The sequence below is a fragment of the Streptomyces sp. NPDC049970 genome, assembly GCF_040660235.1.
Classification (GTDB): Bacteria; Actinomycetota; Actinomycetes; order Streptomycetales; family Streptomycetaceae; genus Streptomyces.
Window position 1 is genome coordinate 506,534 of the sequence record NZ_JBFALP010000002.1, and the last position, 20,484, is coordinate 527,017.

Consider the following 20,484-nt stretch of genomic DNA (forward strand, 5'->3'; position numbering starts at 1 on the left):
GAGCCACACCCGTGAAGGCGGTTTCGTACCCGACGCGACCGAGTTCGACCCGGCGTTCTTCGGGATGAGCCCCCGCGAGGCACTCGCCATGGACCCGCAGCAGCGGCTGCTGCTCCAGACGTCGTGGGAGGCCTTCGAGCACGCCGGTATCGACCCCACCACCCTGAAGAACACCGACACCGGCGTCTTCGTCGGCGCGGCCTCCACCGGGTACGGCTCCCATCTCACCGAGCTGCCGCAGGGGGTCGAGGGCTACCTCCTGACCGGCAACTCGATGGCCGTCGCCTCAGGGCGCATCGCCTACACCCTCGGCCTCAAGGGACCGGCGGTCACGGTGGACACCGCCTGCTCCTCCTCACTGGTGGCCATGCACATGGCAGTGCAGTCGCTCCGCTCGGGCGAGTGCTCACTGGCCCTGGTGGGCGGCGTCACCGTTATGTCGACGCCCGGCATGTTCCTCGAGTTCAGCCGCCAGCAGGGCCTCGCCGCCGACGGCCGCTGCAAGGCGTTCTCGGACGACGCGGACGGCACCGGCTGGTCGGAGGGCTCCGGCCTGCTCGTCCTCGGCCGGCTGTCGGACGCCCTCCGCGACGGCCACCGGGTGCTCGCGGTGGTGCGGGGCTCTGCGGTCAACCAGGACGGCGCTTCGAACGGCCTCACCGTCCCGAACGGCCCGTCGCAGCAAAGGGTGATCCGGCAGGCACTGACGAACGCCCGCCTGGCCCCGTCCGAGGTGGACGTGGTGGAGGCGCACGGTACGGGTACGACGCTCGGCGACCCGATCGAGGCGCAGGCCCTGCTGGCGACGTACGGCCAGGAGCGGCCCGATGGCAGCCCCCTGTGGCTCGGCTCGGTCAAGTCGAACATCGGCCACACGCAGGCCGCCGCCGGTGTCGCGGGCGTGATGAAGATGGTGCTCGCGATGCGGCACGGTCTTCTGCCGAAGACGCTGTACGCGGACACGCCGTCGTCGCACGTGGACTGGTCGGCGGGTGCGGTGGAGCTGCTGTCCGAGGCGCGGGCATGGTCCGGCGAGGACCGCCCCCGCCGTGCGGGGGTGTCGTCCTTCGGCATCAGCGGCACGAACGCGCACATCATCCTGGAGGAGGCGCCCGCCCCCGCGGGCGCCGAACCGCAGCCGGACGCGGAGCCCGCCCGTCCGGCGGCGAAGCCGACTACGGTCCCGCCGGTCGTACCCTGGCCCCTGTCCACCCGGCAGCCCGAGGCCCTGCCGAAGCTCGCCGGCCGACTGCGGGCGCAGCTCGCCGGACCGCACCCCGACACCCGGCCCCACGACATCGGGCACACCCTGGCCAACGGCCGGGCCGCCTTCGAGCACCGCGCCGTCATCCTCGCGTCGGACGTGGACTCCGCCCTCCCCGACCTGACGGCACTGGCCACGGGCGAGCCCTCTCTCCAGGTCGTGCGGGGGACGGTACGCGGGGGAGCGGGGCGCTCCAGGAACCGGACCGGGTTCGTGTTCTCGGGTCAGGGTGGTCAGCGGGTCGGTATGGGTGTGGAGTTGGCTTCCTCGTTCCCGGTGTTCGCGGCGGCTTTGGACGAGGCGTGTGCGGGATTCGACGGGCTGTTGTCCCGGCCTCTGCGTGAAGTGATGTCCGGTGATGCCGAGGCGTTGAGGAATACGGGATGGGCGCAGCCTGCGATTTTCGCCGTTGAGGTGGCGTTGTTCCGTCTTGTGGAGTCGTGGGGTGTGCGGCCGGATTATCTGGTCGGTCATTCGGTGGGTGAGCTGGCGGCGGCGCATGTGTCTGGTGTGCTGTCGCTGGAGGACGCGTGTCGGCTGGTGGCTGCCAGGGCTGCGCTGATGCAGGCGTTGCCCGCAGGTGGTGCGATGTGGGCGGTACGGGCGACCCCGGAGGAGGTCGCTCCGCACCTGGTGGATGGTGTGTCGGTGGCAGCGGTGAACGCGCCAGGGCAGGTTGTTCTGTCCGGTGTGCGTGAGGCTGTCGAGCAGGTGGCGTCCGCACTGTCCGAGCGTCAGGGTCGTTGGCTGGAGGTCAGTCACGCCTTCCACTCGGCGTTGATGGACCCGATGCTGGACGAGTTCAGGGCCGTGGCGGATCAGCTGTCGTACGAGCGTTCCCGGATCCCCGTCGTCTCGACGCTGACGGGCGAATCCGTCGAGGAGTTCACCGGCGCGTACTGGGTGGACCAGGTGCGGGGCACGGTCCGATTCGCCGACGCGGTCACCCGGCTCAAGGACCTGGGCGTAACTCGCTTCGTCGAGCTCGGCCCCGATGCGAGTCTGGTCGGCGCCATCGAGGAGACGACCGAAAGCACGGCGCTCGCGGTCCCGTTGTTGCAGCGCGACCGAGCCGAGCCGGCCACAGCTGTCACGGCACTGGCCCGTCTGTGGACGGACGGCTACCCGCTGGACTGGCACGACTTCTTCGGGTCTACCGACGCACGGTTCACCGACCTGCCCACGTATCCCTTCGCCCGCGAACGCTTCTGGATGCAGAACCCCGATGGCGCGCTGCCACAGCCACGGGAGCGCGCCGTGGGCGACGGGCTGCGGTACGAGCTCGACTGGCGGCCGGTGCTTGCCGACGAGGTCTCCGACACTTCGGGTGGCTGGCTCCTGATGGAGTCGGCTGCTGTTGAGGACGTCTGGGCGGATGCGCTGGCTGATGAGTTGTCGGTGCGTGGGGCTCGGGTGGGTCGTCTGCGGTTGGCAGCCGAGGATCTGGACCGGGAGGGTCTCGCCGCGCGGCTCGCCGAGTTCGCGGACTGTGTTCGTGTGGTGTCGTTCCTGGGTCAGGACGAGAGTGATCACGCTTCGGGCGCACCTGGTGGGCTGGTGGCGTCTGTGGTGTTGGTGCAGGCGCTTGGTGATGTGGACTTCGAGGGCCGTGTGTGGTCGGTGACGTCGGGTGCGGTGTCGGTGGGGGCCGGGGACGGGGTGACGCGGCCTGTTCGTGCCGGTGTGTGGGGTCTTGGCCGGGTGGTGGCGTTGGAGGAGCCGGGTCGTTGGGGTGGCCTGGTTGACGTGCCTGTGCTGCTGGAGAGCGGTGCTGTCGGCCGGTTGGTCGAGGTGTTGGCCGGGGGTGTGGGTGACGAGGATGAACTCGCCCTTCGTGGTGGTGTGGTCTTGGGGCGCCGCTTGGTGTCCGCGCGGGTGAGTGGCTCTGATCAGGTGTGGTCGCCGTCGGGGACGGTGTTGGTCACGGGTGGTACGGGTGTGTTGGGTGCTCGGGTTGCGCGCTGGGTGGTGGAGCGGGGCGCGGGGCGTGTGGTGTTGGTGAGTCGTCGGGGTTTGGAGGCTGATGGCGCGCCGCAGTTGCGTGATGACCTGTGTGCGTTGGGTGCTGAGGTTGATGTGGTGGCGTGTGATGTCGGCTCGCGGGCTGATGTGGCGCGGCTTGTTGAGCGTTTTGATGTGTCGGCTGTGGTTCATGCGGCGGGTGTGTTGGATGACGGGGTTGTTGGTGGTCTGACGGCTGGTCGGGTTGGTGGTGTGTGGGGTCCGAAGGCTGGTGCGGCTTGGATTCTGCATGAGGCGTTGGCTGGTAGGCGGTTGGATGCGTTCGTGGTGTTCTCGTCTGCTGCGGGTGTGTGGGGTGGTGCGGGTCAGGGTTCGTATGCGGCGGCGAATGCGGCGTTGGACGCGTTGGTGGAGTTTCGGCGTGCTCAGGGTCTGGTGGGTACGTCGGTGGCGTGGGGTCCTTGGGCCGAGGGTGGGATGGCGGACGACGCGGCCGTCGTCGCACGCCTCGGTCGGGGTGGTCTGTCTCCGTTGGATCCGGATGTTGCGGTGGGGCTTCTGGGGTCGGCTGTCGGGTGTGTGACGGTTGTCGATGTGGACTGGGCGCGGTTCGTTCCAGGGATGACCGCGTTGCGTACCAACCGGCTGTGGGACGTCATCGCACCCGGAGTAGCCGCCGTGCAGCGTGCGGCGCCGGAGATGGGCGGTCTGCGAGAACGGCTGGCCTGCGCCTCAGGCGTTGCCCGGCGTTCGACTGTGACAGCCTCCGTGCGTAGCCAGGTTGCTGCCGTACTCGGCTTCACGGACGCTTCCGCCGTGGACGTGTCGAAGGCCTTCCGCGACCTCGGCTTCGACTCGCTCACCGCCGTGGAACTGCGGAACGCCCTTACGGCGGAGACCGGACTCAAACTGCCCTCGACGGCTGTGTACGACTATCCGTCGGTCGAGGTGTTGGCCGACTTCCTCGTCACTGAACTGTTCGGTGAGGACGCGTCTGCCGCCGCCCAAGGGCTGGTGCCCACCGCATCGTCCACCGGCGACGACCCGGTGGTCGTGGTCGGCATGGGCTGCCGCTTCCCCGGGGGTGTTGCGTCGCCCGAAGACCTCTGGAGGCTGATCGCCGGCGGTGTCGACGCGGTGGGGGCCTTCCCCGTCGACCGGGGCTGGGACGTGATCGCCGACGGTGGAGAGGACTTCGCCCGCGTGGGCGGCTTCCTGGAGGGCGCCGCGGATTTCGATGCCGGTCTGTTCGGGATATCGCCGCGTGAGGCGTTGGCGATGGACCCGCAGCAGCGGCTGCTCCTCGAAGTCGCATGGGAGTCGCTGGAGCGGTCGGGTATCGCACCGCTGTCTCTGCGCGGCCTGCCGGTCGGCGTCTTCGCCGGCACCAACGGGCAGGACTATCCGGCACTGTTGGCCTTGGCCGGTGAGTCGGGGGACGGGTACGCCGGAATCGGGAACTCGGGCAGTGTGCTGTCGGGTCGTGTGTCGTACGCGCTGGGCTTCGAGGGGCCGGCGGTGACGATCGACACGGCGTGTTCGGCGTCGATCGTCGCGATGCATATGGCTGCGCAGTCGCTGAGGTCGGGGGAGTGCTCTCTGGCATTGGCCGGTGGTGTGACGGTGATGTCGACACCGGGCGCCTTCGTGGAGTTCGAGCGTCAGAGCGGTCTTGCCGGGGACGGGCGGTGCAAGGCGTTCTCGGACGACGCGGACGGGACGGGCTGGGGCGAGGGTGTCGGCATCCTCGTGCTGGAGCGTCTGTCGGACGCGCGTCGTAACGGGCACCAGGTGCTCGCGGTGGTGCGGGGTTCGGCGGTGAACCAGGACGGTGCGTCGAACGGTCTGACGGCGCCGAACGGCCCGTCCCAGCAGCGCGTGATCCGGCAGGCACTGGCGAACGCGGGTGTCGCCGCATCAGAGGTCGACGTGGTGGAGGCGCACGGTACCGGGACCAAGCTCGGTGACCCGATCGAGGCGCAGGCGCTGCTGGCGACGTACGGCCAGGGCCGGCCCGAGGAGCGGCCGTTGTGGCTGGGGTCGGTCAAGTCGAACATCGGCCATACGCAGGCGGCTGCGGGTGTCGCGGGCGTGATGAAGATGATCCTCGCCATGGAGCACGGTCTTCTGCCGAAGACGCTGTACGCGGACACGCCGTCGTCGCATGTGGACTGGTCGGCGGGTGCGGTGGAGCTGCTGTCCGAGGCGCGGGACTGGTCTGGTGCGGATGGGCTTCGGCGGGCGGGTGTGTCGTCGTTCGGTGTGAGCGGTACCAACGCGCACGTGATCATCGAGGAGGCCCCGGCCCAGCCGTCGGTGCCGGACGTCGGAGGCGGTCTGCGACTCCCGCTGGTTCCGTGGCCGGTCTCGGCCAGGTCCGCTGCCGGGGTGGCGGCTCAGGCGGGTCGGTTGTTGCGGGCTGTCGCGGGTCTTGGTGTGGCGGATGTGGGTCTGTCCTTGGGGTCGGCTCGGTCGGGTCTGGAGCACCGGTCGGTGGTGCTGGGTGCGGATGCGGGTGAGTTGTGTGAGGGGTTGGCCGGGCTGGTGTCCGGGGATGTGGTGCCGGTCGAGGTGCGGGGTGGTCTGACCGGGTTCGTGTTCTCGGGTCAGGGTGGTCAGCGGATCGGTATGGGCGTGGAGTTGGCGGATGCCTTCCCTGTGTTCGCCGAGGCGCTCGATGAGGTGTGTGCGCGGTTCGACGGCCTGCTGTCCCGGCCTCTGCGTGAGGTGATGTCCGATGATGCGGAGGCTTTGAGGAACACGGGTTGGGCGCAGCCTGCGATTTTTGCGGTTGAGGTTGCGTTGTTCCGTCTTGTGGAGTCGTGGGGTGTGCGGCCGGATTATCTGGTCGGGCATTCGGTGGGTGAGCTGGCGGCGGCGCATGTGTCTGGTGTGCTGTCGCTGGAGGACGCGTGTCGGCTGGTGGCTGCCAGGGCTGCGCTGATGCAGGCGTTGCCCGCAGGTGGTGCGATGTGGGCGGTACGCGCGACCCCTGAGGAAGTCGCTCCGCACCTGGTGGATGGTGTGTCGGTGGCAGCGGTGAATGCTCCGGGGCAGGTGGTCCTGTCCGGTGCGCTTGAGGCCGTCGAGGCTGTGGCGTCCGGACTTTCCGAGCGTCAGGGGCGTTGGCTGGAGGTTAGTCACGCTTTCCACTCGGCGTTGATGGACCCGATGCTTGAGCAGTTCACCGAGGTTGCCGCAGGGATCGCTTACGACCGTCCGCAGGTCCCTGTCGTGTCGACGCTGACGGGCGAATCCGTCGAGGTGTTCACGGCCGCGTACTGGGTGGACCAGGTGCGGGGCACGGTCCGTTTCGCGGATGCCGTGGCCCGACTCAAGTCCCTGGGTGTGACGCGGTTCGTCGAGCTGGGTCCTGATGCGAGTCTGGTCGGGGCGATCGGTGAGACGTGTGACGACGCGGTGTTCGCGGTGTCGTTGCTGCGCCGTGACCGGTCGGAGCCGGGTACGGCGGTTGCGGCGTTGAGCGGCCTGTGGGCGGAGGGCGGCCGGGTCGACTGGGCGGCGTTTTACGCCCCGACCGGTGCGGCTGTCGTCGAACTGCCCACGTACGCATTCCAGCGCAACCGGTACTGGCCGAGCATTCGCCGACAGGCCGTCAGTGCCGGACCGGCAGATGCTGACGCCGCGTTCTGGGATGTGGTGGAGCGTGGCGACGCCGACGGATTCGCCACCGAGTTCGGCGTCGACCCGGAAGCCCCTCTGCGCGACATCCTCCCGACGCTATCTGCATGGCAGCGCCGACGCCTGGACCGCGCGGCGGCCGACCGGCTGCGGTACGAGATCACGTGGACCCCCCTGGGACTTCCGAGTGCTCCAAGCGTCTCGGGTGGCTGGCTCCTGGTGGAGTCGGCTGCCGGCCAGGATGCTTGGGCGGATGCGTTGGCTGATGAGTTGTCGGTGCGTGGGGCTCGGGTGAGTCGTCTGCGGTTGGCGGCCGGGGATCTGGACCGGGAGGGTCTCGCCGGGCGGTTGGCGGAGTTCGCGGGCTGTGTTCGTGTGGTGTCGTTCCTGGGTCAGGACGAGAGTGATCACGCTTCGGGTGCACCTGGTGGGTTGGTGGCGTCTGTGGTGTTGGTGCAGGCGCTTGGTGATGTGGACTTCGAGGGCCGTGTGTGGTCGGTGACGTCGGGTGCGGTGTCGGTGGGGGCCGGGGACGAGGTGACGCGGCCTGTTCGTGCCGGTGTGTGGGGTCTTGGCCGGGTGGTGGCGTTGGAGGAGCCGGGTCGTTGGGGTGGTCTGGTCGACGTGCCGGTGCTGGCGGAGGGGTCGGCTGTCGGCAGGCTGGTCGAGGTGTTGGCGGGGGGTGTGGGTGACGAGGACGAGTTGGCGGTCCGTGGTGGTGCGGTTTTGGGGCGCCGGTTGGTTGGGTCGCCTGTGCGGTCCGGTGTGGAGACGTGGTCGCCGTCGGGGACGGTGTTGGTCACGGGTGGAACGGGTGTGTTGGGTGCTCGGGTTGCGCGTTGGGTGGTGGAGCGGGGCGCGGGGCGTGTGGTGTTGGTGAGCCGTCGGGGTTTGGAGGCTGACGGTGCGCGTGAGTTGCGTGATGGTTTGTGTGCGCTCGGTGCTGAGGTTGATGTGGTGGCGTGTGATGTGGGTTCGCGGGTTGATGTGGCGCGGCTTGTTGGGCGTTTTGATGTGTCGGCTGTGGTTCATGCGGCGGGTGTGTTGGATGACGGGGTTGTTGGTGGTCTGACGGCTGGTCGGGTTGGTGGTGTGTGGGGTCCGAAGGCTGGTGCGGCTTGGATTCTGCATGAGGCGTTGGCTGGTCGGCGGTTGGATGCGTTCGTGGTGTTCTCGTCTGCTGCGGGTGTGTGGGGTGGTGCGGGTCAGGGTTCGTATGCGGCGGCGAATGCGGCGTTGGACGCGTTGGTGGAGTTTCGGCGTGCTCAGGGTCTGGTGGGTACGTCGGTGGCGTGGGGTCCGTGGGCCGAGGGCGGGATGGCGGACGACGCGGCCGTCCTCGCACGCCTCGGTCGAGGCGGCGTCCGACCGCTGGATCCCGATGCCGCGCTCGGCATCCTCGCCTCCGCCTCCGGTTCGCTGGCTGTCGCCGACGTGGACTGGAAGCGTTTCGTCCCCTCAGTGACGGCACTCCGAGCCAACCGTCTGTGGGCCGAACTTGCCCCGCCGAGTGCATCCCCGGTCGAGAGCGGCCAGGAGACAGGCGGGCTGAAGGGCCGACTGGCCGGGGTCTCAGGGGCCGCCCGCGGGGCCATGGTCTCCGACGTCGTACGCACCCAGGTCGCGGCCGTGCTGGGTTTCACCGATGCGACTGCCGTGGACGTGTCGAAGGCCTTCCGCGACCTCGGCTTCGACTCGCTCACCGCTGTGGAACTGCGGAACGCCCTTGCGGCTCAGACCGGACTCAAACTGCCCTCGACGCTCGTGTTCGACCATCCGAACACTCTCGCGCTCACCGATTTCCTGCTGGGCGGGCTCTCCGACGGCTCGCCCCATGAGGTGCGAGACGCCGACGGAGATCTGAACCGTCTGGAAGCGGCTCTGCTCGCCCTGCCCGAGCAGGAGATCGCACGGCTGAGGATCACCTCACGCCTGCAACAGCTAATGAAACGCCTGGACGGTGCAGCCGACGACGAGGATGCCGCCGACCTCTCGGCAAAGATCGAAGCGGCAACATCCGACGACATCTTTGCCCTCATTGACAACGAGATCGGGACGCGGTGAGCTTGATGAGCAACGAGGACAAGCTTCTCGGTTACTTGAAGAAGGTCACGCTCGAACTCCACGAGACCAAGCAGCGGCTTCGGGACGTGGAGTCGACCGGGTCCGATCCCGTCGTCGTGGTGGGCATGGGCTGCCGGTTCCCCGGTGGGGTCGGCTCGCCCGAGGATCTGTGGAGCCTGGTGGCCGAAGGCGTCGACGCCATGGGCCCCTTCCCGGCGGATCGTGGTTGGGCCGTGGGTCCCGGCACCGGTGGCTTCGTCGAGGGCGCGGCGGATTTCGATGCCGGTCTGTTCGGGATATCGCCGCGTGAGGCGTTGGCGATGGACCCGCAGCAGCGGTTGCTGCTCGAAGTCGTGTGGGAGTCCTTGGAGCGGTCCGGTATATCTCCGGCCTCCCTGCGTGGGTTGCCGGTGGGTGTCTTCGCGGGTACGAACGGGCAGGACTATCCGACTGCTTTGGCGTTGGCGGGAGAGTCTGCGGAGGGTTACGGCGGGACAGGCAGTTCCGCGAGCGTGCTGTCTGGCCGGGTGTCGTACGCGCTGGGCTTCGAAGGCCCGGCGGTCACGATCGACACGGCGTGCTCCTCGTCCCTCGTCGCGATGCATCTGGCGGCGCACTCCCTGCGTTCCGGTGAGTGCGATCTTGCCCTCGCGGGTGGCGTCACCTTGATGTCCACGCCGGGCGCCTTCGTGGAGTTCGAGCGTCAGGGCGGCCTGGCCGGGGACGGCCGGTGCAAGGCGTTCTCGGACGACGCGGACGGTACGGGCTGGGGCGAGGGCGTAGGCGTCCTGGTCCTGGAGCGGCTGTCGGACGCGCGGCGCAAGGGGCACCGGGTGCTGGCCGCGCTGCGGGGTTCCGCGGTGAACCAGGACGGCGCGTCCAACGGTCTGACGGCACCGAACGGCCCGTCGCAGCAGCGCGTGATCCGGTCCGCACTCACCGATGCGGGTCTTGCCTCGTCCGAGGTGGACGCGGTCGAGGCGCACGGTACGGGTACCAGACTGGGCGACCCGATCGAGGCGCAGGCGCTGCTGGCGACGTACGGGCAGGACCGACCCGAAGGCCGGCCGTTGTGGCTGGGGTCGGTCAAGTCCAACATCGGTCATACCCAGGCGGCTGCGGGCGTCGTGGGCGTCATGAAGATGATCCTGGCCATGGGGCACGGGCTGCTGCCGAAGTCGCTTCACGTGGGACGTCCGTCCTCGCACGTGGACTGGTCGGCCGGAGCTGTGGAGCTCCTCTCCGAGGCGCGCGGGTGGCCGCGCGGCGAACGGCCCCGCCGCGCAGGCGTGTCGTCGTTCGGCATCAGCGGCACGAACGCGCACGTCATCCTGGAAGAAGCACCCGCCGAGGAGGCGAAATCCCCGTCAGGCACGCCGGGCGCCAATGGTCTCCACCTGCCGGTGGTGCCTTGGGCACTCTCCGCACAGTCGGCCGTGGGCACGGCCGCCCAGGCGAGGCGTCTGCTGACCGTCGCACAGGACGTGGACGCGGCCAACGTCGGGCTGTCGCTGACGACCACCCGGTCGCCCCTGGAACACCGAGTGGTGGTGCTGGGACCGGACGCGAGTGAACTGCGGAGGCAACTGGGCGCACTCGCTGACGGGCAGCCAACGCAGGAGACGCTGGCCGGGGTGGCACGGCCTGGTCTGACCGGGTTCGTGTTCTCGGGTCAGGGTGGTCAGCGGGTCGGTATGGGCGTGGAGTTGGCTTCCGCGTTCCCGGTGTTCGCGGCGGCTTTGGACGAGGTGTGTGCGCGGTTCGACGGGTTGCTGGACCGTCCTCTGCGTGAGGTGTTGTCCGGTGATGCGGACGCGTTGAGGAACACGGGTTGGGCGCAGCCTGCGATTTTCGCGGTCGAGGTTGCGTTGTTCCGTCTTGTGGAGTCGTGGGGTGTGCGGCCGGATTATCTGGTCGGGCATTCGGTGGGTGAGCTGGCGGCGGCGCATGTTGCTGGTGTGATGTCGTTGGACGACGCCTGTCGGCTCGTCGCCTCGCGGGCCGGGCTGATGGGGGCGTTGCCTTCGGGTGGTGCGATGTGGGCGGTACGCGCGACCCCCGAGGAGGTCGCTCCGCACTTGGTGGATGGTGTGTCGGTGGCGGCGGTGAACGCTCCGGGGCAGGTGGTCCTGTCGGGTGTGCGTGAGGCCGTCGAAGCCGTGGTGTCCGGGCTCTCCGACCGCCGGGGGCGTTGGCTGGAGGTCAGTCACGCGTTCCACTCGGCGTTGATGGATCCGATGCTGGAGGAGTTCGGTTCAGCAGCAGGGGAGTTGTCGTACGAGCGTCCCCGGATCCCGATCGTGTCGACGCTGACCGGCGAATCCGTCGAGGAGTTCACGGCCGCGTACTGGGTGGACCAGGTGCGGGGCACGGTGCGTTTCGCCGACGCCGTGACCCGGTTGAAGGCCCTGGGCGTGACCCGGTTCGTCGAGTTGGGTCCCGATGCGAGTCTGGTCGGGGCGATCGATGAGACATGTGAGGACGTACTCGCGGTGCCGGTTCTGCACCGTAAGCGTCCGGAGTCCACCGCCGTCGTGTCCGCCCTGGCAGAGCTCTGGGTTTCCGGCGGGCACGTCGACTGGGCGGCCTTCTTCGCTCCCACCGGTGCCCGTGTCACCGACCTGCCCACCTACGCCTTCCAGCACCGCCGCTACTGGCCCACCACCCGCACCGACATCCGCACCCTGCCGCTCGGGTCCACCAGGGCGGGGCATCCGCTCCTCCAGGGTGTGATCACGCTGGCCGGTACCGGTGACGTCCTGCTGCTCGGCGGTCTGTCGGTGCAGACGCATCCGTGGCTGGCCGACCACCAGGTCGCAGGGCGGATCGTGTTCCCCGGTACCGGGTTCCTGGAACTCGCCCTCTGCGCGGGCGAACGCGTCGGCTGCGAAAGGGTCGAGGAACTGACCCTGACCACGCCGTTGGTGATCCCGGCGGCCGACGTCGTGCATCTGCAGCTCCTGGTAGCAGCCCCGGACACCACCGGCTGCCGTGCCGTGGAGGTGTCCTCCCGACGCGAGGACGACCCGGCCGACGAGTGGACGCACCATGCCACCGGTCTGCTCGCACCCGACCCGGCCGAAGACCCGTCGGAGGGTCTTACCGACTGGCCGCCGACCGGTGCCGACGAGCTGGACACCACGGCGCTGTACGACGGTCTGGCCGCCATCGGTCTTGGATACGGGCCGGTGTTCCGCGGGCTGAACCGAGCTTGGCGGCGCGGGGACGAGTTGTTCGTCGAGGCGTTGATCGGGGACCACACGGCCTCCGACGCCGACTCCTTCCGTCTGCACCCGGCCGTCCTGGACTCGGTGCTGCACGCCATGGCACTCGGCGCTCCCGGGGCCGGAAGCCCCGGGGAGGGAGACGGCGGCCCCGGACGGCTGCCGTTCTCCTGGGGCGGGGTGTCCCTGCACGCTCTGGGCGCCACCGCGCTGCGCGCGCGCCTGACACCCACCGGGCCCGAGAGCCTCGCCCTGGAGGTGGCCGACGTCTCCGGCCGGCCCGTCGCCGAGGTGGCCTCCCTGACGCTGCGGCCGATGGCCACCGGCGCCCTGGCGGCAGGGGACGGCGACCCGGCCCTCCGCGACGCCCTCTACCGGCTCGACTGGATGCCGGTCCCGGCGCCGGGCGCCGCCGCACCGGACTGGGCGGTGCTCAGCGACGGTCACGCAGACGCAGACGCAGACGTCGCCGGCTCACACGCCCCCGGTTCGCACATCCACGGCTCACCCGCCGGGCTATCCGCCGACGGCCTCCCCGGCGGCGGTACCCCGTACGGCTCCCTCGCCGCCCTGTGCGAAGCGGTCGACGGCGGGGCTCCCGTACCGGACGTGGTGGTGGCCCGTTGCGGCCTGCCGGGCGCGGAGTCGGCGCAGGCCACCCATGACGAGGTGCTGCGGGTTCTGGCGCTGGTCCAGGAGTGGCTGGCCGACGAGCGGTTCGAGACGAGCCGCCTGATCCTGCTGTCCGACGGGGCGGTGGCCACCGGGCGCGGGGACGAGCTCGTGGACCTGCCCGGCGCGGCGGTCTGGGGCCTCGTACGGTCCGCGCAGTCCGAGCATCCCGATCGCCTCCAGCTCGTCGACGCGCGTGATGTGCCGGCCGGTGTGCTGTGCTCCACGGAGCCGCAGCTCGCCGTACGGGACGGCGTCCTGCTCGCCTGCCGCCTGACCTCGGCGGCCCCGGCCACGGCAGGGGCGCCCAGCTGGGACCCGGACGGCACGGTCCTCGTCACCGGTGCCACCGGGCAGCTCGGCGGAGTGATCTCCCGGCACCTGGTCACGGTCCACGGCGTACGCCGCCTGCTGCTGCTCAGCCGACGGGGTCATGAGGCGCCGGGTGCGGCCGGGCTCGTCGCCGAGCTGACGGAACTCGGTGCCCGGGTGACCCTGGTCGCCTGCGACGCGGCGGACCGCGACGGGCTCGCGGCGGTACTCGCCGAGGTCCCGGCCGAGCACCCGCTGACCGGTGTCGTGCACACCGCGGGCGTTCTGGCCGACGCCACCGTCACGCACCTCGACGCCGAACAGGTACGGCAGGTGCTGCGGCCCAAGGTGGACGCCGCGCTCAACCTGCACGAACTGACCCGCGACGCACCCCTGTCGGCGTTCGTCCTGTTCTCCTCGGTGTCGGCCGCGCTCGGCGCGCCGGGGCAGGCCAACTACGCCGCCGCCAACTCCTTCCTCGACGCGCTCGCCGTACGCCGCCGCGCCGCCGGGCTCGCCGCGCTGTCACTCGGCTGGGGCCTGTGGAGCGGGCCGGGCGAGATGACCGGCGGGCTCGGTGAGGCCGACCGGCGCCGCATGGCGCGCGGCGGTCTGGTGCCGCTCACCGACTCCGACGGCACCGCCCTGTTCGACCTCGCGCCCTCGTCAGGGCACGCCGCGGTGCTGCCCGTACGTCTCGACCTGGCCGCGCTGCGGGAGACCGCCGACCATCTGCCGCCCGTGTTCCGTTCCCTGGTCCGCGCGCCGCGACGCCGCGCCGCGCAGGCCGACGAGGCCGCGGCCGCGTCGCTTGCCGACCGGCTGACCCCGATGTCCGTGGACGACCGTCTGGCCGCCCTGCGCCGGCTCGTGCAGGAGCGCGCCGCGACCGTGCTGGGCCACGACACGGCGGAGGATCTCGCCGTCGACCAGCCGTTCCGCGACCTCGGCATCGACTCCCTGACCGCGGTCGAGCTCCGCAACCACCTCAACTCCGTGACCGGCCTCCGGCTTTCCGCGACCCTGGTCTTCGACCACCCCTCCGCCGAGGCCGTTGCCCGGCACCTCCTGGAGCGGCTGTTCGACGGGGAGGCACCCAAGCGGACCGACGTCCGTACCGTCCGGAGGACCGGGACCACCGACGACCCGGTCGTCATCGTCGGCATGGCCTGCCGGTATCCCGGGGGCGTACGCAATCCCGACGAGCTGTGGGACCTGGTCGCCTCCGGTGCCGACGGGGTCACCCCGTTCCCGTCCGACCGGGGCTGGGACCTGGAGCGGCTCTACGACGCCGACCCGGACACCGGCGGGGCGAGCTACGTACGCGAGGGCGGATTCCTGCACGAGGCAGCCGAGTTCGACGCCGGCTTCTTCGGAATCTCACCGCGTGAGGCGGTCGTCATGGACCCGCAGCAGCGGCTGCTGCTGGAGACGTCCTGGGAGGCCGTCGAGTCGGCCGGCATCGACCCCGCCACCCTGCGCGGCGGACGCACCGGAGTGTTCGCCGGTGTGATGTACCACGACTACCTCGCCCGTCTGCACACCGTGCCCCAGGGCGCCGAAGGCTTCCTGGGCACCGGCTCGGCGGGCAGTGTCGCGACCGGCCGGGTCGCCTACCTCCTCGGCCTCGAAGGACCCGCGGTCACCGTCGACACCGCGTGCTCCTCCTCACTGGTGGCCATGCACCTGGCGGCCCAGTCACTGCGTGAGGGCGAGTGCGACTCGGCGCTCGTCGGGGGAGTCACCGTGATGGCGACCCCGGGCACCTTCGTCGACTTCAGCCGGCAGCGCGGGCTCGCCGCCGACGGCCGGTGCAAGTCCTTCGCGTCCGCGGCCGACGGCACCGGCTGGGCCGAGGGCGTCGGCATGCTGCTCCTGGAGAGGCTCTCCGACGCCCGCCGCAAAGGGCACCGGGTGCTCGCCACGGTGCGTGGCTCGGCCGTCAACCAGGACGGTGCGTCCAACGGCCTCACCGCGCCCAACGGTCCCGCACAGCAGCGCGTCATCCGGCAGGCGCTGGACCGTGCCGGGCTGGGAGCCGCCGATGTGGACGCCGTCGAGGGACACGGCACCGGCACGGTCCTCGGTGATCCGATCGAGGCGCAGGCCCTGCTCGCCACCTACGGCCAGGACCGGCCCGACGGGCGGCCGTTGTGGCTGGGATCGATCAAGTCCAACATCGGCCACGCACAGGCGGCCGCCGGTGTCGGCGGTGTCATCAAGATGGTGCAGGCCATGCGGCACGGCATGCTGCCGCCGACCCTGCACGTCGACCGGCCCACCGAACAGGTCGACTGGGCCGCCGGGCAGGTGGAGCTGCTCACCGAGGCCGTCCCGTGGCAGGAGACCGGCCGGCCACGCCGTGCGGGAGTCTCGTCCTTCGGTATCAGCGGCACCAACGCGCACGTGATCCTGGAAGCCGCGGCCCCGGAGGTGTCCGCTCCCGCCGCCCGGCCCGTGTCCGCCCCGCCCGTGCTGCCGCTGCTGGTCTCGGGGCGTACGGAGGAAGCCGCACGCGGCCAGGCCGCCGCCCTGCGCGACCATCTGGCGAAGCACCCCGGACTGGACCCGCTCGACGTGGGCCACTCGCTCACCACGACGCGCGCGCTCTTCGACCACCGCCTGGTCGTCGCCGCCGCCGACCGGGAGGGGCTGCTCACCGCTCTGGACGCGGCTGCCTCCGGCACCCCGGCCCCGGGTGTCGCCCACGGCCGCGCGGCACGGCGTCGTGTGGCGTTCCTGTTCACCGGTCAGGGCAGCCAGCGCGTCGGCATGGGACAGGAGCTGTACGACCGCGCCCCCGTCTTCGCCGAAGCCCTGGACGCCGCGTGCGAACACCTCGACGCCGCACTCGGCACCTCCCTGCGCGAGGTCATGGCCGGGGGCGAACAGGCCCTCACCGGAACGGGGTTCGCGCAGCCCGCGCTGTTCGCCCTCGAAGTGGCCCTCTACCGGCTGCTCGAGTCGTCCGGAGTCACCCCGGACCACCTGGTGGGCCACTCCGTCGGCGAACTGGCCGCCGCCCATGTGGCGGGCGTGTGGACGCTGGAGGACGCCTGCCGCATGGTCGCCGCCCGCGCCCGGCTCATGCAGGCGCTCCCGGAGGGCGGAGCCATGCTCGCCCTGCGGGTGTCCGAGGCCGAGGTCGCCCCGCTGCTCGGCGAGGGCGTGGACCTCGCGGCCGTCAACGGCCCGTCGTCCGTCGTGCTGTCGGGCGAGGACGACGCCGTACGCGCCGTCGCCGACCGCTTCCCGGGCCGCTCGGCCAAACTGCTGCGAGTAGGCCACGCCTTCCACTCGGCGCGTATGGACCCGATGCTTGAGGACTTCCGCCGCGTCGCCGAGTCCGTGACGTACCACCCGGCCCGCATCCCGGTCGTGCCGACCGGAGGCGCGGACGCCGACGCCGCCGCGTTCGAACAGCCCGGCTACTGGGTGCGCCAGGTCCGCGAGACCGTGCGCTTCCACGACGCCGTGACACGGCTGCGGGCCGCAGGGGCCGACGTCCTCGTCGAACTCGGCCCGGACCCCGTCCTCACGGCCGCCGTCCAGGAACACCTCACGGGCGACGGCACCGGGACGGCCGGGCCGGAACCGGCGCCGTTCACCGGCGCGGCACTGCGCCGTGGCCGCCCCGAGACCGAGACGTTCGCCGCGGTGCTCGCCCCGCTGCTCGCCCACGGGACACCGGCGGGCGGCGCCGAGCTCTACGCCGGCACCGGTGCGCGCCGCGTCGAGCTGCCGACGTACGCCTTCCAGCGGCAGCGGTACTGGGCGGACGCCGGCGCGCCCCGGGCCGACCTGACGGCGGCCGGACTCACCGGTGCCGAACACCCCCTGCTGGGCGCCTGCGTGCCGCTGGCCGACGGCGGTCACGTCTGCACCGGCCGGCTCTCCACGGCGGCTCAGCCGTGGCTCGCCGACCACCGTGCCGGCGGGGCGCCCCTGCTGCCCGGCACGGCGCTCCTCGAACTGGCCGTGCACGCGGGCGACCACGCCGGCCTCGGGCGCGTCGAGGAACTTGTCCTGTCGGCGCCACTGGCCCTCGACGCGGGGGAGCGGCAGCTCCAGGTGGTGACCGGGCCCGCCGACACCTCCGGGCAGTGCGCCGTGCGGATCTCCTCCCGGCCCGCCGACGCGCCCGAGGGGATGCCCTGGACCCTGCACGCGTCCGGGGCGCTGACCGCGGGCGGTGAGGCCGATCCGTTCGACACGGCCGACTGGCCGCCGCCCGGCGCGGTGGAGGTGCCGCTCGACGGCCTCTACGCCGAAGACGGCGAACACACCGAACACCCCGAACACCCCGGCGCCGGGGGCGGCGAGGTCGCGTACGGTCCCGCCTTCCAGGGCCTGGACCGGGCCTGGCGGCTGGACGGCGAGATCTGCGCCGAGGTCGCCCTGCCGGAACCTGTCCGGACGGACGCCGCGCGGTACGGACTGCACCCCGCGCTCCTCGACGCCGCCCTGCACGCCGTCGCGTACCTGCTCCCCGGGGCAGCCGGCCGGCTCGTCCCCTTCGCCTTCGGCGGCGTGACGCTGCACGCCCAGGGCGCCTCCACCCTGCGGGTACGGCTGACCGAGACCGGATCCGGGCAGGTGGCCATCAGCGCCGCCGACCCCGCCGGGCAGGCCGTGGCCACGGTCGACGCGCTGACGCTCCGGCCCCTCGCCAGGAGCGCCGCACCCGCCGCACGCCAGGTCGACCCGCTGTTCCGGGTGGAGTGGACGCCACTGCCGGAGCGGGAGGCGAACCAGGGGTTCCGCCGCTGCGCGCTCGTCGGGCCCGACCCCCTCGATCTGACCGGCACCCTGGCCGGGGCCGATGTCTGGACCGAGTCCTTCGCCGACCTCGACGCCCTCTCGGCCGCCGTGTCGGCCGGTATGACCCTGCCCGAACTGGTCCTGGTCCCCTTCGGCTCGGACCCGTCCGCCGAACCCACCGCCGCCCTGCGCACCGTCACCGCCGCCGCTCTGCGGACCGTACGGTCCTGGCTCGCCGACGACCGCTTCGCCGGGGCGCGGCTGGCCCTCGTCACGCGTACCGCGCTCGGCGACGGCGGCACCCGCCCCGACGACCTGGCCTGCGCGCCGCTGTGGGGGCTGGTGCGTACCGCCCAGTCGGAGAACCCGGGCCGGTTCGTCCTCGTGGACGTCGACCGGGCGCCCGCCTCGGTCCTCGCACTCCCCTCGGCGTTCGACAGCGGGGAGCCCCAACTCGTCGTCCGCGAGGGGCGTCCGCACGCGGCCCGGCTCGCCCGCGTCGCCGTTCCCGACGCCCCCGGCACCACCTGGGACCCGGACGGCACCGTCCTCGTCACCGGTGCCACGGGCGCCCTCGGCGGTCTCGTCGTCCGGCACCTGGTCGCCGAGCACGGCGTACGGCGTCTGCTCCTGCTGAGCCGGAGCGGACCCGGCGCGCCCGGCGCACCCGCCCTGCGGGACGAGCTCGCCGCACTCGGCGCACAGGTCGACCTGGTGGCCTGCGACGCGTCCGACCGGGCCGGACTGGGCGCCGCCCTGGCCTCGGTGGACCCCGCGCATCCGCTCACCGCCGTGGTCCACCTGGCCGGCGTACTCGACGACGGTGTGGTCACCTCGCTGACGCCGGACCGGTTCGACGCGGTGCTGCGTGCCAAGGCCGACGCCGCGCTGCACCTGCACGAGCTGACCCGCGACGCCGAACTCGCCGACTTCGTGATGTTCGCCTCCTCGGCCGCCACCTTCGGCACCCCGGGGCAGGCCAACTACGCCGCCGCCAACGCCTTCCTCGACGCACTCGCCGAGCAGCGCCGGGCCGACGGCCTGCCCGCCCGCTCGCTCGCCTGGGGCGCCTGGGAGCACGGCATGGCCGGGCGCCTCGACGAGACGGACCGCGACCGCATGGCACGCGGCGGAGTCCTCGCCCTCGGCGACGGGCAGGGGCTCGCACTCCTGGACGCGACGCTGCGCGTCGACGCCGCCTCACTGGTGCCCGTCCGGCTCGACCTCGCGGCCATCGGCGCCGACCCGGCCCCGCTGCTGCGCGGCCTCGTCCGGCCGGGGACCCGGCGGGCCGCCGCCCGCGAGGCAGCCGGTGCCACGACGGCGGAGCGGCTGCGGTCCCTGGGCGGCGAGGCCCGCAGGGAGGCGGTGCTCGACCTCGTGCGCGGGGCCACCGCGTCCGTGCTCGGGCACCCCTCCGCCGAAGCCGTCCGGCCCGAGCAGCCCTTCCTCGAACTCGGCCTGGACTCCCTCACGTCGGTGGAGGTGCGCAACGCCCTGGCCGCGGCGACCGGACTGCGGCTGCCGGCCACCGTCGCCTTCGACCACGCCTCGCCGCTCGACCTGGCCGGCCACCTGGACGACCTGCTCGGTGCGCAGGCCGCGCCGGACACCCCAGCGGCGTCGTCGCCGGGTGCCGTCGGCAGCGTGGACGACACGATCGGGGCGCTGTTCCGGCGCGCCTGCGAGGAGCGGCGGCTGCGCGAGGGGTTCGCCCTGCTGGAGAGCGTCGCCCAGCTGCGGCCCACGTTCGCCGGCGCCGCCGACGTGCCCGAGTCACCCGTCTCGGTCCGGCTGGCCCGGGGCCCCCGACCGGTCAGGCTGGTCTGCTTCAGCTCGCAGGTGGCACTCGCCGGGGTGCACCAGTACGCCCGCTTCGCCTCCGCGTTCCGCGACGTCCGGGACGTGAGCGCGCTCGCGGTGCCCGGCTTCGCCGCCGGCGAACCCCTGCCGGCGACGGAGGAGGCCCTGCTGGACCTCCTCGCCCGTATGGTGCGCGAGCAGGTCGGTGACGAGCCGTACGCAGTGCTCGGCTCCTCCTCCGGCGGCATCCTCGCCTACGCGACGGCCGCCCGCCTGGAGCGGGAGGGCCGGGGCCCGGCGGGCGTCGTCCTCCTGGACACCTACGTGCCCGGGGACGACTCGCTCGGCCAGTTCGAGGACCAGCTGCTCGGCGGCATGTTCGAACGCGAGGCCAGTTTCGCCCGCATGGACGCCGCCCGGCTGTCGGCGATGAGCTGGTACTTCAACCTGCTCGGCGGCTGGCGGCCCGGCAAGCTCGACGCCCCGGTCCTGCTCGTGCGGGCCGGTGAACCGATGCCCGGCGGGGAGGAACTGGCCCCCGAGCTGTGGCAGACCGGCTGGAGCGAGGCGGACCACGTCGTCGACGTACCCGGCAACCACTTCACGATGATGGAGGACCTGGCGGGCAGCACCGCGGCGACCGTCGACGCCTGGCTGGGCGAACTGCGGTCCTGAGCGGCCCGGCCCTCCGGAGGCCGCCCGCCGAAAAGGCTGTGACCCTGCCCCGGGGGATCGGGCAGGGTCACAGCGCTGAGGGGCCGGCCCACGGCCGGCGGGGCA

2 protein-coding genes (1 of these 2 running past the window's edge) are annotated in these 20,484 nt (G+C 71.8%); both read left to right on the top strand.

The window, feature by feature from the left end; translation table 11 throughout:
- On the top strand, window positions 1–8,932 hold the 3' portion of the coding sequence (locus tag AB0I83_RS05215) for a type I polyketide synthase (protein ID WP_363303668.1). It extends 302 nt beyond the left edge of the window; only the last 8,932 of its 9,234 coding nucleotides appear in the window; its start codon lies beyond the left edge, outside the window; it ends in the stop codon at window positions 8,930–8,932.
- Window positions 8,933–8,937: 5 nt separating this feature from the next.
- On the top strand, window positions 8,938–20,379 hold the full coding sequence (locus AB0I83_RS05220) for a type I polyketide synthase (protein ID WP_363303669.1): 11,442 nt from the start codon (window positions 8,938–8,940) through the stop codon (window positions 20,377–20,379).
- Window positions 20,380–20,484 lie beyond the last annotated feature (105 nt).

What these genes read in the sequence shown, in the direction of transcription:
- AB0I83_RS05220 (WP_363303669.1), top strand. Translation starts at nt 8,938, where the DNA reads ATGAGCAACGAGGACAAGCTTCTCGGTTACTTGAAGAAGGTCACGCTC.